The organism is Nostoc sp. (genome assembly GCF_036917815.1).
Lineage (GTDB): Bacteria > Cyanobacteriota > Cyanobacteriia > Cyanobacteriales > Nostocaceae > Nostoc.
This window is the reverse complement of sequence record NZ_JBALEK010000065.1, coordinates 129299-149905: the sequence shown is the minus strand read 5'-3', so window position 1 is coordinate 149905 and position 20607 is coordinate 129299. Positions and strand designations below refer to the sequence as shown.

The window sequence follows — 20607 nt, the reverse complement described above, 5'->3', positions numbered from 1 at the left end:
GAGCAACCAGAAATGCTTTCATTCCCCACAACCCTAACTACTTTGCCCGAAATCATTGATGGCTTGCCGAATATTTCTGGTTGGGAAACAGAGGTTCTCTCTGTAGTTAACCACGATGAACCAGTATTTTTACCAACAACGAATATCCGCTTAGAAGACGTAAATGCTGTGTTTGCGATCGCCTTACACATGCACCAGCCAACTATACCTGCTGGACATGATGGTACACTCATCAGCAATCTGCAATATATGTTTGAACATCCCCATGAAGGGGATAACCACAATGCAAATGCTTTTGCCCATTGTTACAGCCGCATGGGAGACTTGATCCCCGAACTTGTAAATCAAGGTTGCAATCCGCGTGTGATGTTGGATTACTCTGGTAATCTTCTGTGGGGACTGCGGCAAATGGGACGCGGTGATGTTCTCGATAATCTGAAACGCATTACTTGCGATGTCTACGACGGGCTACGCCTACGCACCTACCAACCTTATGTAGAATGGCTGGGTAGTATGTGGAGCCATGCGGTTATTCCTTCTACACCCATAGCAGATATTAAATTGCATATCATCGCATGGCAACATAACTTTGCGGCAATTTTTGGCTGGGAGGCACTAGCGCGAGTCAAAGGATTTTCGCCCCCAGAAATGCACCTACCAAATCACCCTGATGCTCTCTTTGAATTTGTGAAAGCGCTGAAAGAATGTGGATATCGCTGGCTACTGGTTCAAGAACATTCTGTAGAAACTCTTACTGGTCAATCTCTCACTCATAAACATTTACCACATCGTCTGATTGCCCGCAATTCTCAAGGTGAAACAATTAGCATCACAGCCTTAATTAAAACCCAAGGTTCGGATACGAAATTAGTTGCCCAAATGCAGCCTTATTATGAAGCTAAAACATTATCCAAACAACAAATTGGCAGTGTTTTTGTGCCACCAATAGTTAGCCAAATTGGTGATGGTGAAAATGGCGGTGTGATGATGAATGAATTTCCTAGCGCTTTTAAACAAGCTTGGGGGGATATGGTAAATAATGGGGGAGGAAAATCAGGTGTTGTTGGGGTGTGTGGTACAGAATATTTAGAATTAATCGAAGCTGCTGGATGCAAATCAGAAGACTATCCAACTTGTCAGCCAGTGGGACAACATCAGATTTGGGAGCGAGTTTCACCAGAAAATAATCAACCGGAAGCTGTAGAGAATGCCATTCAAGAATTAAAGCAAATCAACTCTAATTTTCATCTGGATGGAGCCTCGTGGACAAATCATATCAGTTGGGTAAAAGGATATGAAAATGTGTTGTCTCCCATGTATCAATTAAGCAGTTTATTTCATCAAAAATTTGATCCATTACTGCAAAATGACTCAGCAGAACCGCTCACTAGACAATCTCAATACCGTAACGTTCTTCTACATAACCTTTTGCTACAAACCAGTTGTTTTCGTTATTGGGGACAAGGCGCTTGGACTGATTACGCGCGGGAAATTTACCAACGTGGCGAAAATTTATTGCAGATAAATTAAACTCTCCGAAGCTCAGAGGGGAACCCTTTTAGGGTTGGGGGCTTGCTCTAGCTTGACAAAGTACTATAGCCCTACTTAATCATTCGTGAACAACGAGATCCCCGACTTCTCTAAGAAGTCGGGGATCTGAGTCTTGTGTACCGTCCTGGAGACGGAAAATAAAAAGTCGGGTGAATTGAGATTTCGTTCAAGTAAGTGGGAAATCTAAGTATAGGTTGCTGGGTGCTGATATCCGAATTGGATTAGCTGCCTGGTAATTTAAACTTACGATGAGGTAGTTGTGTTTCGAGTTGTTGTTGGTCATAGTGACGATCCTGATTCTCAAAATGCGATCGCAGAAGTTCTTCAAGAATGTAGTCGTTCTCTTGCCGGCTCACTTCCTCAAGCTGGAATTTTATTCACTGCTATAGACTTTGACCATCTGTTAATTTTGCAACGCATCCAAGATGCTTTTCCCAGAATTGAGTTAATTGGCGGAACTACAAATGGAGAAATCTCTTCAATTCTGGAGTTTCAGCAAGATTCTGTGACCTTAATGCTGTTTGCTACCGATGAAATGGAAATTCACTCAGGTATTGGCCGAGGAGTATCCAAAAATCCAGCCCTTGCAGCCCAAGAAGCGATCGCCCAAGCTAAGGCAAAGGGTGCATCTTTACCAAAATTGTGCCTCACCTTTCCCGATAGTCTAACAAGCAACGGGGTTTTAATTTTACAAGGTTTAAAACAAAGCCTGGGAGAGCATATTCCCATCATTGGGGGAATGACTGCCGATGACTATACCTTTGAAAAAACCTACCAATTCTTCCAGGGTGAAGTATTGAGTGATTCAGTTCCAGTGCTGCTGTTTTCTGGACAACTGCTATTTTCCCACGGAGTTGCTAGTGGTTGGACTCCCATCAGTCAACGTCGGCGTGTAACTAAAGTAGATGGCAACATAGTCTATGAAATTGATGGACAGCGTGCCTTAGATTTCTATCAGCATTATCTCGGTGAAGAAAAATTTGCGTCCAACTATGCCATCCATGCTCTGGCAGTTTTTGAGGATCAAGATCATTTCTATTTGCGGGTACCCAATGGCTACGATCAACAGTCTGGTAGCGTGAAGTTCTTCTTGGATATTCCTGAACAGGCAGTTGTGCAAATTACCGATACGACTCGTGAGAATATTCTGTCAGCTTCTGAGACATCTTTGAAGAATGCTCTTGCCGATTATCCTGGTGTGGAGCCAACAGCAGCATTACTTATTTCCTGTGCAGCCCGTCGGCGAATTCTGGGAACTCTGGCAAGACTTGAATATCAGCTTGTCAAAACTCATTTACCAAAGGCATTACCTTGTTGTGGTTTCTATGCTTATGGTGAAATTGCTCCTTTAGTGGGTGGAGGTCAAACACGATTTCATAATAAAACCTTTGTAACACTGTTAATGGGGACAAAATGAGTAGTGTATGGATAACCAAGACAATTCCATACAGATGCAAGAGTTGGAAAAGACAAACCGCATCTTGCACAAAAAGCTGGAACGCTGCGAAAATGAACGCCGCCAGCTAGAAACTGACATTGCTACAAAGGAATTTTTACTGAAGAAAGTCATTTGTGAGTTAGAAGACTCTCAGACAGACTTGCAGCACAGAGGCCAAGAGTTAGAAAATACCTTAGATAGTTTGCATAAAATGCAAGCTCAAATGATTCAAAGCGAAAAAATGTCTGCCCTCGGTCAAATGGTGGCTGGAATTGCTCACGAAATCAACAATCCCGTTAGCTTTATTTACGGAAATCTCAGCTATATCAGCCAATACACCCATGACTTATTGCGACTAGTCCACCTTTATCACCGTTACTTCCCCAACCCACCTGCTGAAATTCAAACTGAACGCCAAACCATCGATTTAGAGTTTCTAGAAAAAGACGCGATAATGGTATTGCGCTCAATGAATATCGGGGCGGAGCGGATTCGAGATATTGTGCTGTCACTGCGTAACTTCTCCCGCCTGGATGAAAGTGATTTCAAAGCCGTGGATATTCATGAAGGCATTGACAATACTTTGATGATTTTGCAACACCGCCTCAAAGCCACTGATAAAAGTCCAGAGATTCAGATTATCAAAGACTACGGCAATTTATCCAATATAGAATGCTGCGCCGGACAACTCAATCAGGTATTTATGAACATTCTAGTAAATGCCCTTGATGCCCTGGAAGAATTTAATGCCAAACGGACTTATCAAGAAATCCGGGATAATCCCAGTCGCATCACGATTCGTACCTCTGTCGTTGATTCGCTGTGGGTAAAAATTGCGATCGCAGACAATGGCTCTGGGATTCCCGAATCAATTCAAAAACGGATTTTCAATCCCTTTTTTACAACAAAACCTGTTGGTAAGGGAACAGGAATGGGAATGGCTATCAGCTATCAAATCATCACCGAAAAACATAGCGGTAAGTTAGAATTTTTCTCAACACCTGGCAAAGGAACGGAGTTTATGGTTCAAATTCCTATCCAGCAACAACTTGGTGAAGTAATCTAACGTTACGCCATAATTCCTAATTAAATCAAACTAAAGGCAATAAAATTTCAAATTTTGTACCTATACCAGTCTGTGAATGAAAATTAAATTTACCACCATGTCTCACGGTGATAATTCGATAGCTTACGGCTAAACCAGTATTTTTACCAGTCTTTGTTTCCAGAGAAAAAGACTCCATAATTTGCTGTTGTAATTCTTCAGACATTCCCGATCCATTGTCAGCAATGCGAATTAAAATCCAGCGAGAATCTGGTGAATCTGGGTTGCTGGCTTCTTGTGATATAACCTCTGTGGTAATCTCAATTCGAGATTTTTGAACAGTCTTTGTCTCTTCTAGATGTAACTGTTGCCGCACTGCTTCATTGAGTAAAGTATCCACAACTTCGCTTAAAATATTCATCAAAACCTGGTTTAGCTGCCCCATAAAGCAATATACGGGAGGCAATTGACCATAGTATCTGACGATTTCAATTTCTCCTTGAAGACGGCTATTAATTAATAAAATAATACTATCTATACAGGCGTGCAAATCTACTGGTTTAGGATAAAGTTCATCGATATGACAGAAGTTTTGCAAGCTCGTAACAAGTTTTTTTAATCTTTCTGCTCCTGTGCGGATACTCGCAAGTGATCGCGACAAATCTTGTTCTAAAAAATCAAACTCGATATCTTCTTTAATCTGATTAATTGCCTGGGGAACTGATGGTAACTCTTTGTCATAAGCCGCTATCAGCTTGAGTAAGTCTTGGCTGTAGTTTGAAACATAAATTATGTTACCCCAAATAAAACCCACTGGGTCTAAAATTTCGTGTGCTACGCCATCTACCAAACGTCCCAGATTTGCCATTTTATCATTTTGAATCATTTGAGCTTGGCTGCGTTCATACCGCACCAGATTCTCGATTCCCCGAATTTGCCAAGAAATAATATTTAACTCTTGGACATCTAACAATCTATAAGCACCAGATTCTGTTTGGACTACAATTGGTTCTGCTAATAATTCTGGCGATCGCTTCAAGCTAAGTTGCATCGCAGTTAAAATCGATGTTGTATCAGCAATCAGCAACATCGGTGCCCGCGCATAGCTGTAGAGAACGGCTAATGGATGCTCTCCAAATAACTCTTGTCCGAATGGGCGAATCAAAAATTCTAGCAGTCGCCGCCGCGAAATCATCCCAATGAACTCTCCCTGTTCTACCAAAATTACTCCCGGTAGCAGGGGATCTTTTTCCAAAAAACTAGCCACTTCCCTACCGGTATAGTTGATTTCCACCGAGAAGTTGTACATTGGTAGTTCTTGGAGAGTTGAATCTAAACCAAGATCGCGATCGCTACCAAGAGACAAAAATGGCGGTGAGATTTGGGAACTGAATTCTTCTGGCACTAGACACCCTAATTTTTACAAACACAGATCAAACAATAAGTTAACATTTTACCGAAAAATTGGGTTTAGAGCTACGTCGTTCTACGACGGCTTTGCTTTGAATTAATTAGTGTACCAGTACACTATATTAATAATAGTGGAAAGGTAATCAACCACTTAAAAAACCTAGCTATCGAAAGATAAAGCACGCTCACCTTGATAATTGAACGCCAGTTGCTACAACGGGGGGAACCCCCGCAACGCAGTGGCTCATCTATGCGGTTCTACTGCATTGTTCTAGTTTCCTCCTAGCAGTAGGTAAAAGATTCATTATGGGCTAGACTTGTGTTGAGCGAAGTCGAAACGCGACTCAGAATTTTGGAACAAATTGTTTCAAGTAAAACAGGACTTGAAGCACCTGGCGTGGAGAATCCCACCTCTGGTCTAGATGACGCAAGGACACTAGGTTAAGTGGTTTCGTTGAACCAAGAATCCCCGTCGATTTATCGCTGGGAGTGTCAAATTCTGCCACCCTCGAAATTCGGTTTTGGTTTAGGTATCTAGTGGAAGTAGCCCCTTCTACGTGAAAATCGTTCTTAGACCACTGGAAGCAATTGGCGGGCAATTTATCATCTGGGTGGAGAATATTTAGAGAGCGATCGCAAGCTAAACTAAAAACAACCTCTACAAAGAGTGCAAAGGTAACGTTATGACCTGCTACCAGGGGAATCACGATGACAAATAGACCTCCTTACGAACCGGAGTCATCCCAAAAAACGGCCCTTGGCTTTGATGAATTTATAGCCATTCTGGTTGCCTTCACCACTATCGGAGCGATTCTTTTTTGGTCATTGTCCCGCAAAGATTCTAACTGGAACTTAAACGGGCTACTGTCGCCTTCCTCCACTCCGTCTAGAAGTGTTCGACCAAATCAAGTATTGCCCTCCCCTACTGCCAAGGTAGAACCTTATGCAGTACCCAACAGCGTTTTGCCCTATTCTCCACCTGAGGCTGTTGTTGAACCCAAGACACCTTCATTTCCCACTAACAACGCAACTCCTTACCGCGCAATATTGCCATCTGTTCTGGTAATCCCAACTCAATCTCCACAACCACAGACACCTGTATCTTCTTCAACAGGACTTGAGTCATCAATTAAATCATCAGCGTTGCCTTTAGTAACTCCGGCAAAACAAAAATCAATCATTCCGCCGCCAATTGCATTTAACGATGTGCCAGATAACTTTTGGGGGCGGCGTTTTATAGACGTTCTTTCTGCCCGTGGGATTCTCAAAGGGTTTCCTGATTATTCTTTTAGACCAAATCAGCCTGTAAACCGCGCCGAATTTGCTGCCATAATACAAAAAGCCTTTGACCAAGAACCGTCTAAGACTGCGATCGCATTTCAAGATGTACCAACAAAATTCTGGGCAACTCCAGCAATTAACCAAGCCATCAGTGCCGGATTTCTCAAAGGCTACCCGAAAAAAACCTTCAAACCACAACAAAATATTTCACGAGTGCAAGTTTTAGTTGCCCTTGTCAGTGGATTGAATTTGAAAGCACCCACTTCCCCAAATCCGATTATCAGTGTCTATAAAGATGCTAAAGATATTCCAACCTACGCTATCGGCAAAATAGCTGCTGCTACAACCAATGGTCTGGTAGTTAACTATCCAAATCCCCAAGTCCTTGATCCCAACAAAGTAGCTAGTCGGGCAGAAGTAGCGGCGATGATTCATCAAGCTTTAGTAAAACGTGGCAAATTGGAGGCAATTATATCTCCAAATATAGTGCGTAGACCTAGCCCAACTCAGGCATCGCCCAAAACATCTCCATAACTTTCGCAGGCTCTAAAACCGAACCCAAAGGGTAAATTTTCCGCCTGATCTGTGTCTCAACAATAATTCGTAATTCGTAATTAAACCAAGGGTCAAAATAATTCGTAATTATCTGGTCAGAGGAAGCGACCTCTAGAGATCGTAGTGTTATGGGTAGGTATGTTTCCCATCCATAACTTAATCACGAATTACGAATTGTTAATGAACTTCGTAAGGAATTTTAAGATAAGTCTGAACGCCAGAATTCAGCGTTCAGACTTCGCTGAATTGGAATTAAAGCTTACTCCTGCGTAGGAGTAAGGTACGCGTAGCGTCTTGTAGAGAAGCGATAATTAGATATTAAGCTTCTGGAATTTGTTTACCGACAACTTGTGATTTAAGAGTGGTGATTTCACTAGTCAACTCTTTCCTGGTTGAGGCTTTGAGCAAATAGCGGTAAACAAACCAAGCAGAGTAACCAATACCGATCAACTCAAAAGTAGGTGCTACCAACGGGATATCATTCAAAGCATCTAATATTGCCAAGAGTACTTTAACCCCAACAATTGATCCCACAATTAAACCAACTGTTACCAGGGGTTGCTTATATTGATTAAAGAAGCTTCCCAGATATTCTGGTAATGTTGCTAAAAAGGTAGAAATTTGCTCCCCGTATTTTAGCCATTCGTCTTGAGACTGCGCGGGAGGCTGAAGTTTGGTGATGGTTCCGGTTTGGTTATTGATTTCTGCCACTGTAGTCTCTTTGGATGCGGTTTCGGTAAATTCTTGTTCTGGCATTTTCACTCCCATTAATTTGACAGTTGAGTTTTTCTAATCTGGATAATTACAACCAAAAGGCTGTTATTAGGCAATGCACTTGTGCATCAGTTCAATTGGATCAAGGGCACAAAAGGGTTTTAGTGTCCTATAACCATAATTGACCCGTACTATCTACTGCATCAACTACAAGGTAGACAGTCTGTATGAGGATAGAACTCAGAAAGCAGCAGGATGTATTATAATCAACTTCCTGAGTTCTATTTTTTGGAATCAACTGGAATCCTCAGGTTGTGATTATCCCATTCCGTGTCATTTGCTCATAATCGTACTAAATCTAAGTACAAATCATGCAAAAATCAGTCTACCTCTCATTTATATAAGCCTAGAAGCCGATTTTATCTGATATTAAAGCTATCTTAAGCCGCCTTCGTCAATTAACCCATTCGTATTGATATTAATACGTAATAAAAGTTTTTGTGTGTTCACATATACTAGACTTTTAACTTATTTTATGATATGGGTGCCTAGGGATTGAGGACTGGGAAGAAGGAATTATCGAAAAAGTCTCTACCTTGTCTGATCCCAATGCCCAACAAGTGTTTAACCTTTTGTTTTTTTCCTGATTGTATTGATTTTATCAGGAAGCAGTAAGGTAGAGTAATGGCGTACCTCATGGCAAGAACTCATTACTATGAACTGCATATTGAGAAAAGTACTGTGGACACTCTCAGACGGGTCTTTAGTGCAGGAAACCATATCGTTCCTGCTAAAAAAAGCGAATTCTGTTATCCCTTGTAATTATACTTATCAGCATTGCTATAAAAAGAACTCATGTAGTATAAGTTTATGTTAATCATGTAGTAAGCAATAATTTTCTCTTGCGATAAAAGAAGATAATGTAGATGTTGATCACCAATTAAAGTGTTTGAATAAGCTAGACTAATTTGGTAATTTTTGCGGGAAGGCAAGGATGCCAACTCCAAAGCCAACTCCGATTTACAGCAGTTCAGAAAGCAAAAAAGTGTCAGCCGAAGAGCCATCGACAGACGAACTCCCAACCATAGAATTTCCCTCACGAGGGAAACTCAAAGCTAGTTCTTGGCGCATCCACCAAAAAATTGGCTATGGGTACTTTGTAGCGATCGGAATTGGCTTTTTTGGCTCACTGACTGGGTTAGTAATCGCCAACTACTACCGGGGAAGGGAAGTCAGACAATTCAATCAAGCTTATGAGCAAGGACAACTACTGAGTAATTATAAAGATGCAGTAGTTGGGGCGCAATTGCATAGCTTTAACCTAGTTGCTGTATTGGAAGATTCCCAACAACTGCAAAGCAAAAAAGCTGATTTTCTGAAGAATGTTGAAAAAGCCAAGGAGATAGAGTCAAAAATTGGCGGATTTATTGACAGTAAACCTAAAAGACTAGCAGCAACAAGTTCGACTTTACAGACGTTATTGCTGGATTACAAGAATAATTTAAAAACCTACGTTGACCAAATCGAGGTTGTCTTACAGAAAATTGAGTCTCAAAAAGTCCAGCCTCAGAAGATTTCCTCTGCCCGATCGCAGCTATTGTCAATTATGCGTGGTGAAACAGCCGTGCGGCTAGATCAGCTTTCGCAAAACTTGACTAATATTCTGCAAACTGCCCAAGAGCAAGAGCAAGAAAAGCAAAGAGCCGTTGAGCAGGCAAAAATAGTTGAGCGATTTATTGCGATCGCGAGTATGCTGCTTTCGGTTGCGATCGCAGCTATTGTAGCTTGGCGAACCAGTCGCGCCATCGCTGAACCAGTGATCATTGTTACCCAAGTAGCTGAACAAGTGGCGAGGAAACATAATTTTGATTTGCGAGCGCCCGTCACCACCGAAGATGAAATTGGCCTACTCGCCAAATCTCTAAATCATCTGATTGAGCGAGTATCTCAGCGAACAAAAGAACTACAACAAGCTAAAGAATTAGCCGAAGCTGCTAGCAAGGCAAAAAGCATATTTTTGGCCAATGTCAGCCACGAATTACGCACACCGTTAAATGCTGTCATTGGCTTGAGCCAACTTTTAGAAGACGACGCTACCGATCTGGGTTTACCGGGAGACTTTATCACAGACTTAGAAACAATTAACGCTGCTGGTAAACATCTACTCCACTTGATTAACGAAATCCTCGACTTGTCAAAAATTGAAGCGGGGAAAATGACCCTCTATCCAGAGACATTCGAGATTGGGATGCTGATTCATAACGTCGTCCTCACAGTCAAACCAGCTATAGAAAAAAATGCCAATGTTTTAGAAGTGGATTTTGATGAGCAACTCGGGACAATGTACGCCGATCAGACGAGGATGCGGCAGGTGTTGTTAAACTTACTCAGCAACGCCAGTAAATTCACTACAAACGGTAAGGTGACGCTGACAGTCAACAGAGAAAAGGATGAATTTCGACCGGAGGCTCCTTTGGGGAGCATTACTTTCACCGTTACCGACACAGGTATAGGTATGTCTAACCGTCAACAGCAGCAGTTATTTCAACCTTTTACACAAGGTGATACCTCCACTACGAAAAAGTATGGAGGTACAGGACTGGGGTTGGCAATTAGCCGCCACTTTTGCCAGATGATGGGTGGTGAGATTATTGTCAAAAGTGAGCCGGGAATTGGCTCTACTTTCACCATTCGTCTGCCAATGACTGTTCAAGATTGAATGGGGCATGGGGCATCCCTTCTCTACGAGACGCTACGCGTAGCTTGCTTCCACGAAGTGGTACGGCTCCGCTCAGGGCAAGTGGGCATGGGGTATGGGGCATTAGTAATTATTACCCTGCTCCCCTGCTCCTTTGCCCTCATCTGGAAATCCTCTGCCAAATCAAGTAATAATACTTACTCTCCCTGTATCCAAGTCATAACGACCCCCGACAATTTTTAATTTGCCTAACTGCACCTGCTCGGTTAAAAGCTTTGAGTGCTTCAACCGTTCAATTTGATATTGCACATTTGCCACCACAGCATTTTCAACCGCATCACCAGGCTGACTCTTGACTTTTTCCACGGCTGGCTTAATTGCCTTAACAAAAGTACTAATATCACCGAGTAACGACTCGTTTTGTACAGCTGCGGTTACAGCTCCACAACGCTCATGTCCCATCACCATCAGCAGGGGAGAACCTAACAAGACAACCGCATATTCAATACTGCCGATGGCTTCCGGGGTGGCAATATTTCCGGCAATCCGAACATCAAAGATGTCACCAATGCCCTGATCAAAAACAATTTCTGCCGGCACTCGTGAATCCGCACAACTAAGAATAGTTGCAAATGGATGTTGAGCTTGAGCAACCTCCTGCAATCGCAGTGCAGATTGATCGGGGTATTGGGGATGATGATCAATAAATCGCTGATTTCCCTCTATCAGCTTTTGTAAGGCTGCATCGGGACTGAGGGATTCAGGGGAAGTTGAAGGGATTTCGGCAGCTTTCGCCTGTTTAACCTGCCAGAGTAAATCGCTGGCAGTTAACATCATTCCAAATGCCCCGGTCATTCCTAACTTCAAAAAGTCACGACGTTCTATGAAATGTTTCATTGAATTTATAACTCTCTTACAGAGACGCGATACATCTGACAGAGCGAATTTCCATCACATCGGAAACGTAACAAGTACCTCCGAATTTATTCAGGAGTGGTCTGATATTTTCGACAACACGCTTGAGTTGTTCTGGCATACAAAACGCGAGGATGTAAACATTATCAAGCATGGTCATGTCTAAATCTTCTGTCGTTCCTCGTAATCCTTTACCAACAACATTCCTAATGACGGCATGGCTATGTACACCCGACTTGTCTAAACTCTCTAAAATTTTGGCAAGCTCAAAGGAGTTGGCGATAATTTCTATCTTTTTAACTACGTGCATATTATTACCTCCAGAATAGGTTAATTCCGTAGAGATATAACGGAATTCCCACAATAATATTGAACGGGAATGTGACTGCTAGAGCGGTAGAAACATATAGGCTGGGATTTGCTTCAGGAACAGTCATCCGCATCGCTGCTGGCACAGCAATGTAAGAAGCGCTGGCACACAATACAGCGAATAACAGCGAATTTCCCGGAGGCATACCGATGAATTTGGCAATCACCAACCCAATGCCTGCATTGAGTATTGGAATTAGTATGGCAAATAAAATCAGGAAAACTCCGGTTTTTTGCAAGTCTTTAATTCTTCTGGCAGCTACCAGTCCCATGTCCAATAAAAAGAAGGTGAGAATGCCATAAAACAACCCTTGAGCAAAGGGTTCTAATACGTGCCAACCACGTTCTCCTGTCAAGACACCGATTAAGAGGCTACCAACTAGTAGAAAAACTGAACTATTAAGAAATGCTTCTTGCAAAACTTCCGACCAAGCAAACTCTCGCTTTTCATCGGCGGTGAATATACTTACCAAGATCAGACCAACAATGATCGCTGGAGATTCCATCAGGGCAAGAGCTGCTACCATGTAACCATCATACTGAATACCAAGCTCAGTGAGAAAAGCGCCGGCAGTGATGAAAGTGACGGCACTGATAGAACCGTAGGTTGCTGCGATCGCCGCAGCATCGTAAGTATCCAGTTTCCACTTCAGAATAAAAAAGGTGTAAATTGGCACAAAACAAGCCATCAACATTGCTGCCAGGAGTGTTAGAATTACCTCCTGATTCAGCCCGCTTTTGATTAGTTCTACCCCTCCTTTAAAACCAATTGCAAACAGCAAATACAACGAAAGGAGTTTGGGTACTGGTGGGGGAATTTCCAAATCAGACTTGACAAAAACAGCAGTCATGCCTAAAAAGAAAAACAGAATTGGCGGATTCAAAATGTTGGATACAATTAAGCTAAAATCCATATCCACCCCTCTTTATACTGGTAAAACCTGCAATTAAAGAAATTTTTCATCTTTAAAAATTTAACGGTTCAATGATGATGTATCGTGTATTGCTACCTAATGTCAATTGGGTACTCAAGGAGTGAATAGTCCGATTGGTGACTATACTCTCAGTTAGGTATTACAGTGTTTTTCAAGCAAATAAACCACAGGCTAGGGAACATTGCCGTATCCCTACAAAACCTGTAGGGGCAATTCATGAATTGCCCCTACTGTTGACAACAGAACAAGTTAGAGCTTGCCCACCATCTTTTGATGTTTGATTCCCCGTGGCTGATTTTACGACACAACGCGCCGGAATAACTAGTGGCTAACTTATGTACGTAGAAAAGTTAACGTATTGTCGGGACATGAGCCGGAGCAGCCGAGTGCAAAACGGAGCTAGATAAGAATCAAAGCCGCCCGTAGCGCAGCTATTGGGCGGGGCTTGTATCCCATTCTTTTGGTCAAATAAAAGCACAAGAAGCGACTGTGGAAGGGAAAGCACTCGTGAAGTTAATTGGTCAACCCAAGAAAGTAGGTAAAGGAAAACGTTACGAATGCCAATTTGAGGGAGAGATTTATGACACTTGAGCTTCCAGTCATTCCGAAACCTGGAGAAGTATTTTTAGCAGTAGAACTGACTGCTGTGCAAAATATGACTCTTGCACAAACCCTGAAGTTATTGGAAGATATGGGCTACAACCCATCTTTGCGATATCGGCAATCCCCAGATGGTACGGTTTGTGTTTATGCTCTGCTCAGACATGATTTTGTCAATCCAGAAATCTTGCAAAATTCTGATTATCTTGGAGAACAACTAGATGCCTTAGCTGAGGTAATTAAACCTGCCGATGCTATTACATCACCTCGTGGCATTAGTAGCGCCAAAATACCTGCTGTTGTATAGAAGACATCTGGTGATGATTGTAGAAACGTAGCAGTACCATTCTGGTTAAGAATATTGCCACACAATCTTTATTGACCAAGTTTCGTTAGGATGTTGTAATCTGGGCAATAGCGACTTTCTATTGATGTGACCCCAGGCGTAGGCGTAGCCCGTCGGAGACATCGCTTTTTCACATCTATGACAACAACCCTCGACTTTCTCAGTCACCTTAACCCCAGCCAACGTCAAGCTGTCGAACATTACTGCGGCCCGTTGCTAGTTGTTGCTGGTGCAGGTTCCGGTAAAACACGAGCGCTGACTTATCGCATTGCCAATCTGATTCTGAAACACCGTGTAGATCCAGAAAATATCCTGGCGGTTACTTTTACCAACAAAGCCGCGCGGGAGATGAAAGAACGGATTCAACGGCTGTTTGCCGAACAACTGGCGATGAAGCAACACGGACAGCGATTGGATTTATTGACAGAATACCAACAAACGCTACTGCGATCGCAAGTTTACAAAAACACGATCAAAGACTTATGGTGTGGCACTTTTCACAGTTTATTCTCTCGCATTCTCCGTTTTGATATTGAAAAATATGTAGACGAAAAAGGACGCAAGTGGAATCGCAACTTCTCTATCTTTGATGAGTCAGATGTGATGACTCTGATCAAAGAAATCGTTAATAAACAGCTAAATTTAGACGATAAGAAGTTTGACGCCCGCTCTGTCCGCTACGCTATTAGTAACGCTAAAAACCAAGGTTTATCACCCCAAGAATTTGAGCAAGAACAACCCAATTATCGCGGACGGGTAATTGCCCAAGTTTACAATTTATATCAAGATAAGTTAGCAGAAAACAACGCTCTTGACTTTGATGATCTAATTCTTGTACCAACTAGATTATTTCAACAAAATGAGCAGGTATTGGGTTATTGGCATCGCAAGTTTCGTCATGTCCTCGTAGATGAATATCAGGATACTAACCGCACTCAGTATCAACTTATTAATTTATTAGTTACTAATGGCGAAACCAAAAAGAGCGAATGGGAATGGGAAAATCGCTCAGTTTTTGTTGTCGGTGATGCAGACCAATCAATTTACAGCTTTCGGATGGCAGATTTCACCATCTTGCTAGGATTTCAGGAAGACTTTGGTGATGGTTTGGTAGATGATGACACCCGAACGATGGTTAAGCTAGAAGAAAACTATCGTTCTTGTGAAAATATTCTGCAAGCGGCTAATGAACTGATTGAAAATAACACCCAACGGATTGATAAAATCCTGAAAGCGACGCGGGGTCCGGGTGAACAGATTACTTGTCACAAAGCCGATGAAGAACTTGCAGAAGCGGCATTTGTAATTAATCAAATAACCACTTTAGAAAGCCAAAATCCCGAGTTAAACTGGGGTAGTTTTGCTATACTTTATCGGACAAATGCCCAATCTCGTCCCTTTGAAGAATTGTTGGTGAAGTATCAAGTTCCTTACACAGTTGTAGGGGGAATGAGATTTTACGATCGCAAAGAAATTAAAGATGTTATTGCGTATTTAAGAGCGATCGCTAATCCAGCTGATACAGTCAGTTTATTACGAGTTATCAATACTCCCCGCCGGGGAGTTGGCAAAACCACTATTGATGCTTTGATGAACGCCTCCCAGCAATTAGGGACAACCCTGTGGGAAATACTCAGTGATGAAACATCAGTTAATACATTAGCTGGACGGGCGACAAAAGCTGTAAATAACTTTGCCGCAATGATTAGCCGTTGGCAAGCACAAATTGGCACACTTCCCGTAACTGAGGTTTTGCAAGGAATATTAGAAGATTCTGGTTACGTTCAAGACTTGATGAGTCAAGGCACAGATGAAGCCACAGATCGGGTACAAAACGTCCAGGAACTTTACAATGCTGCACTGCAATTTCAAGAAGAAAACGAAGAAGTTTCCCTGCGAGACTTTCTGAGTAGCGCCGCCCTCAGTTCCGATTTGGATAACTTAAAAGAAGGGCAAACAGCCGTTTCATTGATGACTTTGCACGCTTCCAAAGGTTTGGAATTTCCCGTAGTATTTTTGGTGGGATTAGAACAGGGGCTATTTCCCGGCTACCGTTCGCTGAGTGATCCCGCATCTTTGGAAGAAGAACGCCGCTTGTGTTATGTGGGGATTACTCGCGCCCAAGAGCGGTTATTTTTATCACACGCGCGGGAACGTCGTTTGTATGGTTCTCGTGAACCTGCGATGCGATCGCAATTTCTCGATGAATTACCAGAAGAATTAATATCTACAAAACGCGCGAGTCGTCAAAGTTATACCAAAACTGCTTCTACTCCCAATGGAAAACAAGACACAACCCAGAATTGGCAAGTAGGCGATACAGTATTACATAAAACCTTTGGTATTGGTGAAATTACCCATGTTTTCGGAACAGGTAATAAGATGTCTGTAGCAATTAAATTTGCTAGCTTAGGACAAAAAATTGTTGACCCAAGAGTAGCGCAGTTACAAAGAGTAGAGTGATATGGTCGCAGATCCCCGACAACTTTTACGAAGTCGGGGATCTTGTTTTTCATATTTCAATTTCTTCAAAGTGTTCAACAATGGGAGATGGATCATAAAAATGATGTAGAAGTTTTTTCCACTCTTGAAACTCGGCAGAACTTCTAAATCCGACAGTATGAGATTCTAAAGTTTCCCATCTGACAAGTAATAAATATTTACCTTTGACTTCTATACATTTATGCAATTCATGTGATAAATATCCGTCCATTGAAGAAATAATTTTAGAAGCTTTTTTGAAAGTAGCTTCAAAATCAGATTCTAAACCGGGTTTGACATGAAGAATAACTGCCTCAAGAATCATATAATTTTACAGTGGGTATTAAGCTAATGTTATTTAGTATAATGTGATGTCTACAACGGACTACGCCATTAAAACTAATTTTTTAATAAATAGATAATCGCAGCGCAAAACTCTTCGTAATATCCTTTAGAATCAGTTTCACTGAAGCCTAGAATTAAGTCTTGTCTCTCTTCCTCTGTAATCGTATTAATAATTTCCAATATTGGCTCAATAGATTTTGCACGTAAATTTTTCAGCTTGTCAATATTGAGTGCGAGTTTATCAATTGTTGTTTCAGCAGCTAATTGCTTTTCTGAATTATTTGTCGCCAAAATCTGACCGTCGTCAGTGTACTTAAAGAACTCCTCACAATTTGCATTTATGGGTGAAACCATCAAATTCTCATCGTACCAATGAGCTTTCTTGCTTCCACAGTGCAGAGGTTCTTTACGCTCTCTTTCTCTTTGACATGAAGCCAGCATATTTGTGTATTCCAGCGCTAGCTCAGTATTAGGATATCTAGGTTTTAGATGTTCAATATGACTAATTTCTTTGGTAATGCGCCTTGCACAATAGCAACAGATAAAACCTTGCTCTTGCAATAAGGAATCATGTACATCGGTTTTTTGTGGTTTGCTGAAGTTCTCCCAACTTGGTTGCCAATCCTCATTTGCTAGATTTTTCCAAACGGTAAAACTTTCTGGCTCCTCACTTTTTTTGATATATTTCACCGTTTCAAAATCTCTTTGCGTCGAATAGATACACTTGCTTTTACTAATTCTGGTTCATCTTGTCCAATAATATCAGCAATTTCCTGAGATAATTGCCTAGCACCATCAAGATTCCCTTCATCAATGAGTCTAAATAACTCATGTAAACGATCTTTAATTTCTTGTGGACGTGCTGGAACACCCATGAGGTCTTCTAAAATACGATTACTATCTCTCCCAAAGGAACTTTCTGGTCTTTTAGCAACAACACCTTCGTCTGTTTTTTCTAGAATGTAAATTCCTTCCGGCTTGACTTGGCTAATTACTTGAGGCGAATGGGTGGTGACAATAAATTGGCAATTGGGGAATGTTCTTGTCAACGCCGGAATAATTTCTCGTTGCCATTTAGGGTGTAGATGTAGTTCAATTTCATCAATTAAAACAACACCCTCACCTTCGAGTGGTTCTGTTAAACCTGGGTTAGCGATCGCTAATCGTCTTGCTAAATCTCCAACCATAGCCAGCAAGCATTTTTCCCCATCAGATAGCTGATTTACTATCAGTTCCTCACCTTTTTTGATTACAGTCATTCTTAAAGGAGAACGACGAACCCGTAACTTTGAGAAACTAGGTATCAATGAAGATATAGCTTGTCTAACTGCTTCTAACTGTGAATCTTGGTAAGTACGATTGTCTCGTAGTAACTCACTCTCTAAATCTTCTCGGTTTCTAAACCATTGAAAGAAAACCCCAAAGTCATTTCTGCTGCCTGTAAGCGCTTTTTCATAAGCATCTATTTGCTTAAACTGAGTTTTATTTGGAATATCTAGACTAATATCAAGAACTGCACGATTGACGGGATAGTACACTGCTAGAGGTAAATTGTATTGAGGCTCATTTTGCCAATGACGCCAAATTGCATTAGCAGCAGACCTTATCATTTCATGCATTGAATCTTGAGATACTCCATTACGACTTCTAGATATTTCCCAATTATCTTCTCCTCCACCTAATAAAATCGTAATATTCAGTTTTGTTAATATGTCTTTATTAGAAATATCTAGTTCACTAAATGCTCTTACTTCATCTTTCAGAGAAACACCTCCAATCCACTCCATAAAACGCGAAAGTAAGAGGGAAAGAGCATCAAGAATACTGGACTTACCTACACCGTTGATACCAATAAGCACAATAGGTTCCGTTAGATCAAATTCCAGGGTCAAATCGCCGATTCCACGGAAGGATTGCATTTTCAAGCGCTTGACTTTCATAATAATTACGCTGATTTTAACTGAATAATACCTTTATCAAAAACGCGATTATCAGTAGCGATCGCACTTGTTTCTTTTCTATCTTTATACACCTTCATATAGCAGTTATCGTTTACGTGAGGTACACCCGTAGGGGCACGGCAATGCCGTGCCCCTACACCTCGTGATGTAACGTTGTACTGCATCTGAATGGGAACCGCTATACACAAATTTTTGTTGTTAAGAAATGCGATCGCCTATCTTCAAAATCAGTCCGGTGAGAGTAAAGACTACGTTGGTAGACCTTCAGCTTGAAAAATTTGTTCGGCGGTTAAATTTAACTCTGGGAAAGTAGGCGATACGATGTGTTCGCTGCCTCTAAATTGAGTAACTTGGTACTCACCATCGATTAATTGATAGATGGATATAGTCGGCAGTTTGGGATTGCCAATAAACTTTCTAGCGCCACAAGCCGCGTAATCTATAATCCAATATTCAGGAATGCCTATAGCTTCATAATCAGCTAATTTTTTGTAGTAATCATCCCGCCAATTAGTACTAACAACTTCAATAACCAATGGAATAGATGCAGCTTGAGATACAGTCGATTTCTTTTTCCATAAAGGCTCATTCAATAAATTTGGTCGATTGATTATTAATATGTCTGGTGAATAAGCTGATTCACCTTCAAGTGGTTTTACCAATACAGTTTTTGGAATGTAATAAGGTAGATTTAGACGCTTGATATCAAAAGATATTTCTAGTGCCAAAAAACCCACAATATCTTCATGATCTCCGACTGGTTGTGCCATTTCAACAATCACGCCATCATGTAATTCGTATCTTCCGCCATCGGGTCGCCACGCTGCAAAATCTTCAAAAGTTACTAGTTTAGGTATAGCTTGAGTCACGTCGCTTCGCTCCGAATTCAAAATTCAAAATTAATGATCCCCGAACTCCAGGGTCAAATCGCCGATTTCACGGAATGATTGCATTTTCAATTGAATTTCATAATAATTACGCTGATTTCAACTGAATAATACCTTGATCAAAAATGCGATTATCAGTAGCGATCGCACTTATTTCTATTCTATCTTTATATACCTCATAAGAAGCAAAACTTAAGTCACTAGTAGAATACTCTGTCCACTCAGAACGCCCTACAGGACGATGACCTGCACCCGCGCCACAAATTAAATAAGTTGTACCATCAATAGCACGAGTCCGTTCATAATTATGTTCGTGGCCATTGATGTAAAGTTGAACGCCGTATTTTTGAAATAGAGGAGTGAAGGTTTTAATAAAATCTGGATTAGTCCCATACTCACCTGATGAATAAATCGGATGATGCCCGAACACCACCTTCCAAGGAGCTTTACTAATACTTAATTCTTTTTCTAACCAAGATAGCTGGTTTTTCCAATCAGCATTACTATTAGTATCTAAAGCAAAAAATTGCACAGTCCCACGGCTAAATGTATAGTAACGCCCCTTCATATTAAAGCCGACATACTTGACTTGTGGCTCACCATTGGCAGTACGAATATCGTGATTACCTAAACAAGCCTGAAATTTCACACCAAGCTTTAGCAAAGCTTGATAGGGACGCTCAAAAACTTCGCCGATTTTTTCAATTTCGCCGTTGTTGTAAATGTTGTCTCCAGCTAAAACGACTAAATCATAAGGATTTTGTTTGTGATACCCATTCATCGCCCTAGCCACAGCATACTGTCCTTTAGCCCCAGTTCCCGTATCTGCTACAGACACAAAACGTAATAACAAGTCTTTTTTGGCTGGGTTGGCGGCTATAGCTGTTGTTGAATCGCTAATATCAGCACTTTGATGATTTTGATGAGCTAACATCCAGCCTAAAAATCCTGCACCAATGGTGCCCAGGCTACTTAAAAATAAAAATTGACGGCGTTTCAGGTTCATAATTCACCAAATTTAATAAATAGTCAGTTTAGCGGAAACAATGAGCAATGAAGTGATACATTAAGGCAAA

General features: G+C 41.4%; 18 protein-coding genes. 7 read left to right on the top strand and 11 right to left on the bottom strand.

The genetic code is table 11. From position 1 onward, the window contains the following. Window positions 1-12 precede the first annotated feature (12 nt). The 3 genes from V7K97_RS20690 (at window position 13) to V7K97_RS20680 (ending at window position 4055) form a co-directional block, all read left to right on the top strand. Entirely contained in the window at window positions 13-1530 is a 1518-nt protein-coding gene (locus V7K97_RS20690; protein ID WP_334802982.1) for a glycosyl hydrolase family 57, read from the top strand. A gap of 280 nt (window positions 1531-1810) precedes the next feature. Then, complete coding sequence (locus tag V7K97_RS20685; protein ID WP_334802875.1) at window positions 1811-2968, top strand: FIST signal transduction protein; 1158 nt, start codon at window positions 1811-1813, stop codon at window positions 2966-2968. 7 nt (window positions 2969-2975) lie between these two features. Then, the gene (locus V7K97_RS20680) at window positions 2976-4055 is read left to right on the top strand and encodes a sensor histidine kinase (RefSeq protein ID WP_334802874.1); all 1080 of its coding nucleotides are present in this window, start codon (window positions 2976-2978) and stop codon (window positions 4053-4055) included. Between the two features lie 25 nt (window positions 4056-4080). On the opposite strand, the gene V7K97_RS20675 is transcribed toward V7K97_RS20680, so the two are convergent. Then, entirely contained in the window at window positions 4081-5439 is a 1359-nt protein-coding gene (locus tag V7K97_RS20675; protein ID WP_334802873.1) for a sensor histidine kinase, read from the bottom strand. 713 nt (window positions 5440-6152) lie between these two features. Between V7K97_RS20675 and V7K97_RS20670 the strand changes: the two genes are divergently transcribed. Continuing rightward, window positions 6153-7259 (top strand): S-layer homology domain-containing protein, encoded by a 1107-nt coding sequence (locus tag V7K97_RS20670; RefSeq protein ID WP_334802872.1) that lies wholly within the window; start codon window positions 6153-6155, stop codon window positions 7257-7259. A 339-nt stretch (window positions 7260-7598) separates the two neighbouring features. Here V7K97_RS20670 and V7K97_RS20665 read toward each other — a convergent pair whose 3' ends face one another. Then, the gene (locus V7K97_RS20665) at window positions 7599-8036 is read right to left on the bottom strand and encodes a CAAD domain-containing protein (protein ID WP_334802871.1); all 438 of its coding nucleotides are present in this window, start codon (window positions 8034-8036) and stop codon (window positions 7599-7601) included. Window positions 8037-8988: 952 nt separating this feature from the next. Between V7K97_RS20665 and V7K97_RS20660 the strand changes: the two genes are divergently transcribed. After that, entirely contained in the window at window positions 8989-10713 is a 1725-nt protein-coding gene (locus V7K97_RS20660; protein ID WP_334802870.1) for a sensor histidine kinase, read from the top strand. Between the two features lie 162 nt (window positions 10714-10875). Here the strand turns inward: V7K97_RS20660 and V7K97_RS20655 are convergent, their stop codons facing one another. Genes V7K97_RS20655 through V7K97_RS20645 form a run of 3 tightly spaced genes read right to left on the bottom strand, consistent with a single transcriptional unit; the run spans window position 10876 to window position 12890 of the window. Further along, window positions 10876-11589: a carbonic anhydrase gene (locus V7K97_RS20655; protein WP_334802869.1), complete on the bottom strand. Its 714-nt coding sequence runs from the start codon at window positions 11587-11589 to the stop codon at window positions 10876-10878. A gap of 16 nt (window positions 11590-11605) precedes the next feature. Then, window positions 11606-11917: a P-II family nitrogen regulator gene (locus tag V7K97_RS20650; protein WP_334705285.1), complete on the bottom strand. Its 312-nt coding sequence runs from the start codon at window positions 11915-11917 to the stop codon at window positions 11606-11608. 4 nt (window positions 11918-11921) lie between these two features. Next, a complete protein-coding gene (locus V7K97_RS20645; protein ID WP_334802868.1) occupies window positions 11922-12890 on the bottom strand; it encodes a sodium-dependent bicarbonate transport family permease in 969 nt (322 codons plus the stop codon). A 601-nt stretch (window positions 12891-13491) separates the two neighbouring features. Between V7K97_RS20645 and V7K97_RS20640 the strand changes: the two genes are divergently transcribed. Together V7K97_RS20640 and pcrA are read left to right on the top strand one after the other, a co-directional pair. After that, on the top strand, window positions 13492-13818 hold the full coding sequence (locus V7K97_RS20640; RefSeq protein ID WP_334802867.1) for an acyl carrier protein: 327 nt from the start codon (window positions 13492-13494) through the stop codon (window positions 13816-13818). Between the two features lie 177 nt (window positions 13819-13995). Then, complete coding sequence (gene pcrA / locus V7K97_RS20635; protein WP_334802866.1) at window positions 13996-16320, top strand: DNA helicase PcrA; 2325 nt, start codon at window positions 13996-13998, stop codon at window positions 16318-16320. Between the two features lie 49 nt (window positions 16321-16369). Here pcrA and V7K97_RS20630 read toward each other — a convergent pair whose 3' ends face one another. From V7K97_RS20630 to V7K97_RS20605, 6 genes are all read right to left on the bottom strand, one after another. Further along, window positions 16370-16663 (bottom strand): antibiotic biosynthesis monooxygenase family protein, encoded by a 294-nt coding sequence (locus V7K97_RS20630; protein WP_292842315.1) that lies wholly within the window; start codon window positions 16661-16663, stop codon window positions 16370-16372. Window positions 16664-16737: 74 nt separating this feature from the next. Beyond that, complete coding sequence (locus V7K97_RS20625) at window positions 16738-17373, bottom strand: retron system putative HNH endonuclease (RefSeq protein WP_334802865.1); 636 nt, start codon at window positions 17371-17373, stop codon at window positions 16738-16740. Further along, window positions 17370-18623 (bottom strand): AAA family ATPase, encoded by a 1254-nt coding sequence (locus V7K97_RS20620; protein ID WP_334802864.1) that lies wholly within the window; start codon window positions 18621-18623, stop codon window positions 17370-17372. The genes V7K97_RS20625 and V7K97_RS20620 overlap by 4 nt, the downstream gene beginning before the upstream one ends. Before the next feature lie 5 nt (window positions 18624-18628). Further along, entirely contained in the window at window positions 18629-18808 is a 180-nt protein-coding gene (locus V7K97_RS20615; RefSeq protein WP_334802863.1) for a hypothetical protein, read from the bottom strand. Window positions 18809-18892: 84 nt separating this feature from the next. Continuing rightward, window positions 18893-19513 (bottom strand): Uma2 family endonuclease, encoded by a 621-nt coding sequence (locus V7K97_RS20610; protein ID WP_334802862.1) that lies wholly within the window; start codon window positions 19511-19513, stop codon window positions 18893-18895. A gap of 106 nt (window positions 19514-19619) precedes the next feature. Further along, a complete protein-coding gene (locus tag V7K97_RS20605) occupies window positions 19620-20537 on the bottom strand; it encodes a metallophosphoesterase family protein (RefSeq protein WP_334802861.1) in 918 nt (305 codons plus the stop codon). Between the last annotated feature and the right edge of the window lie 70 nt (window positions 20538-20607).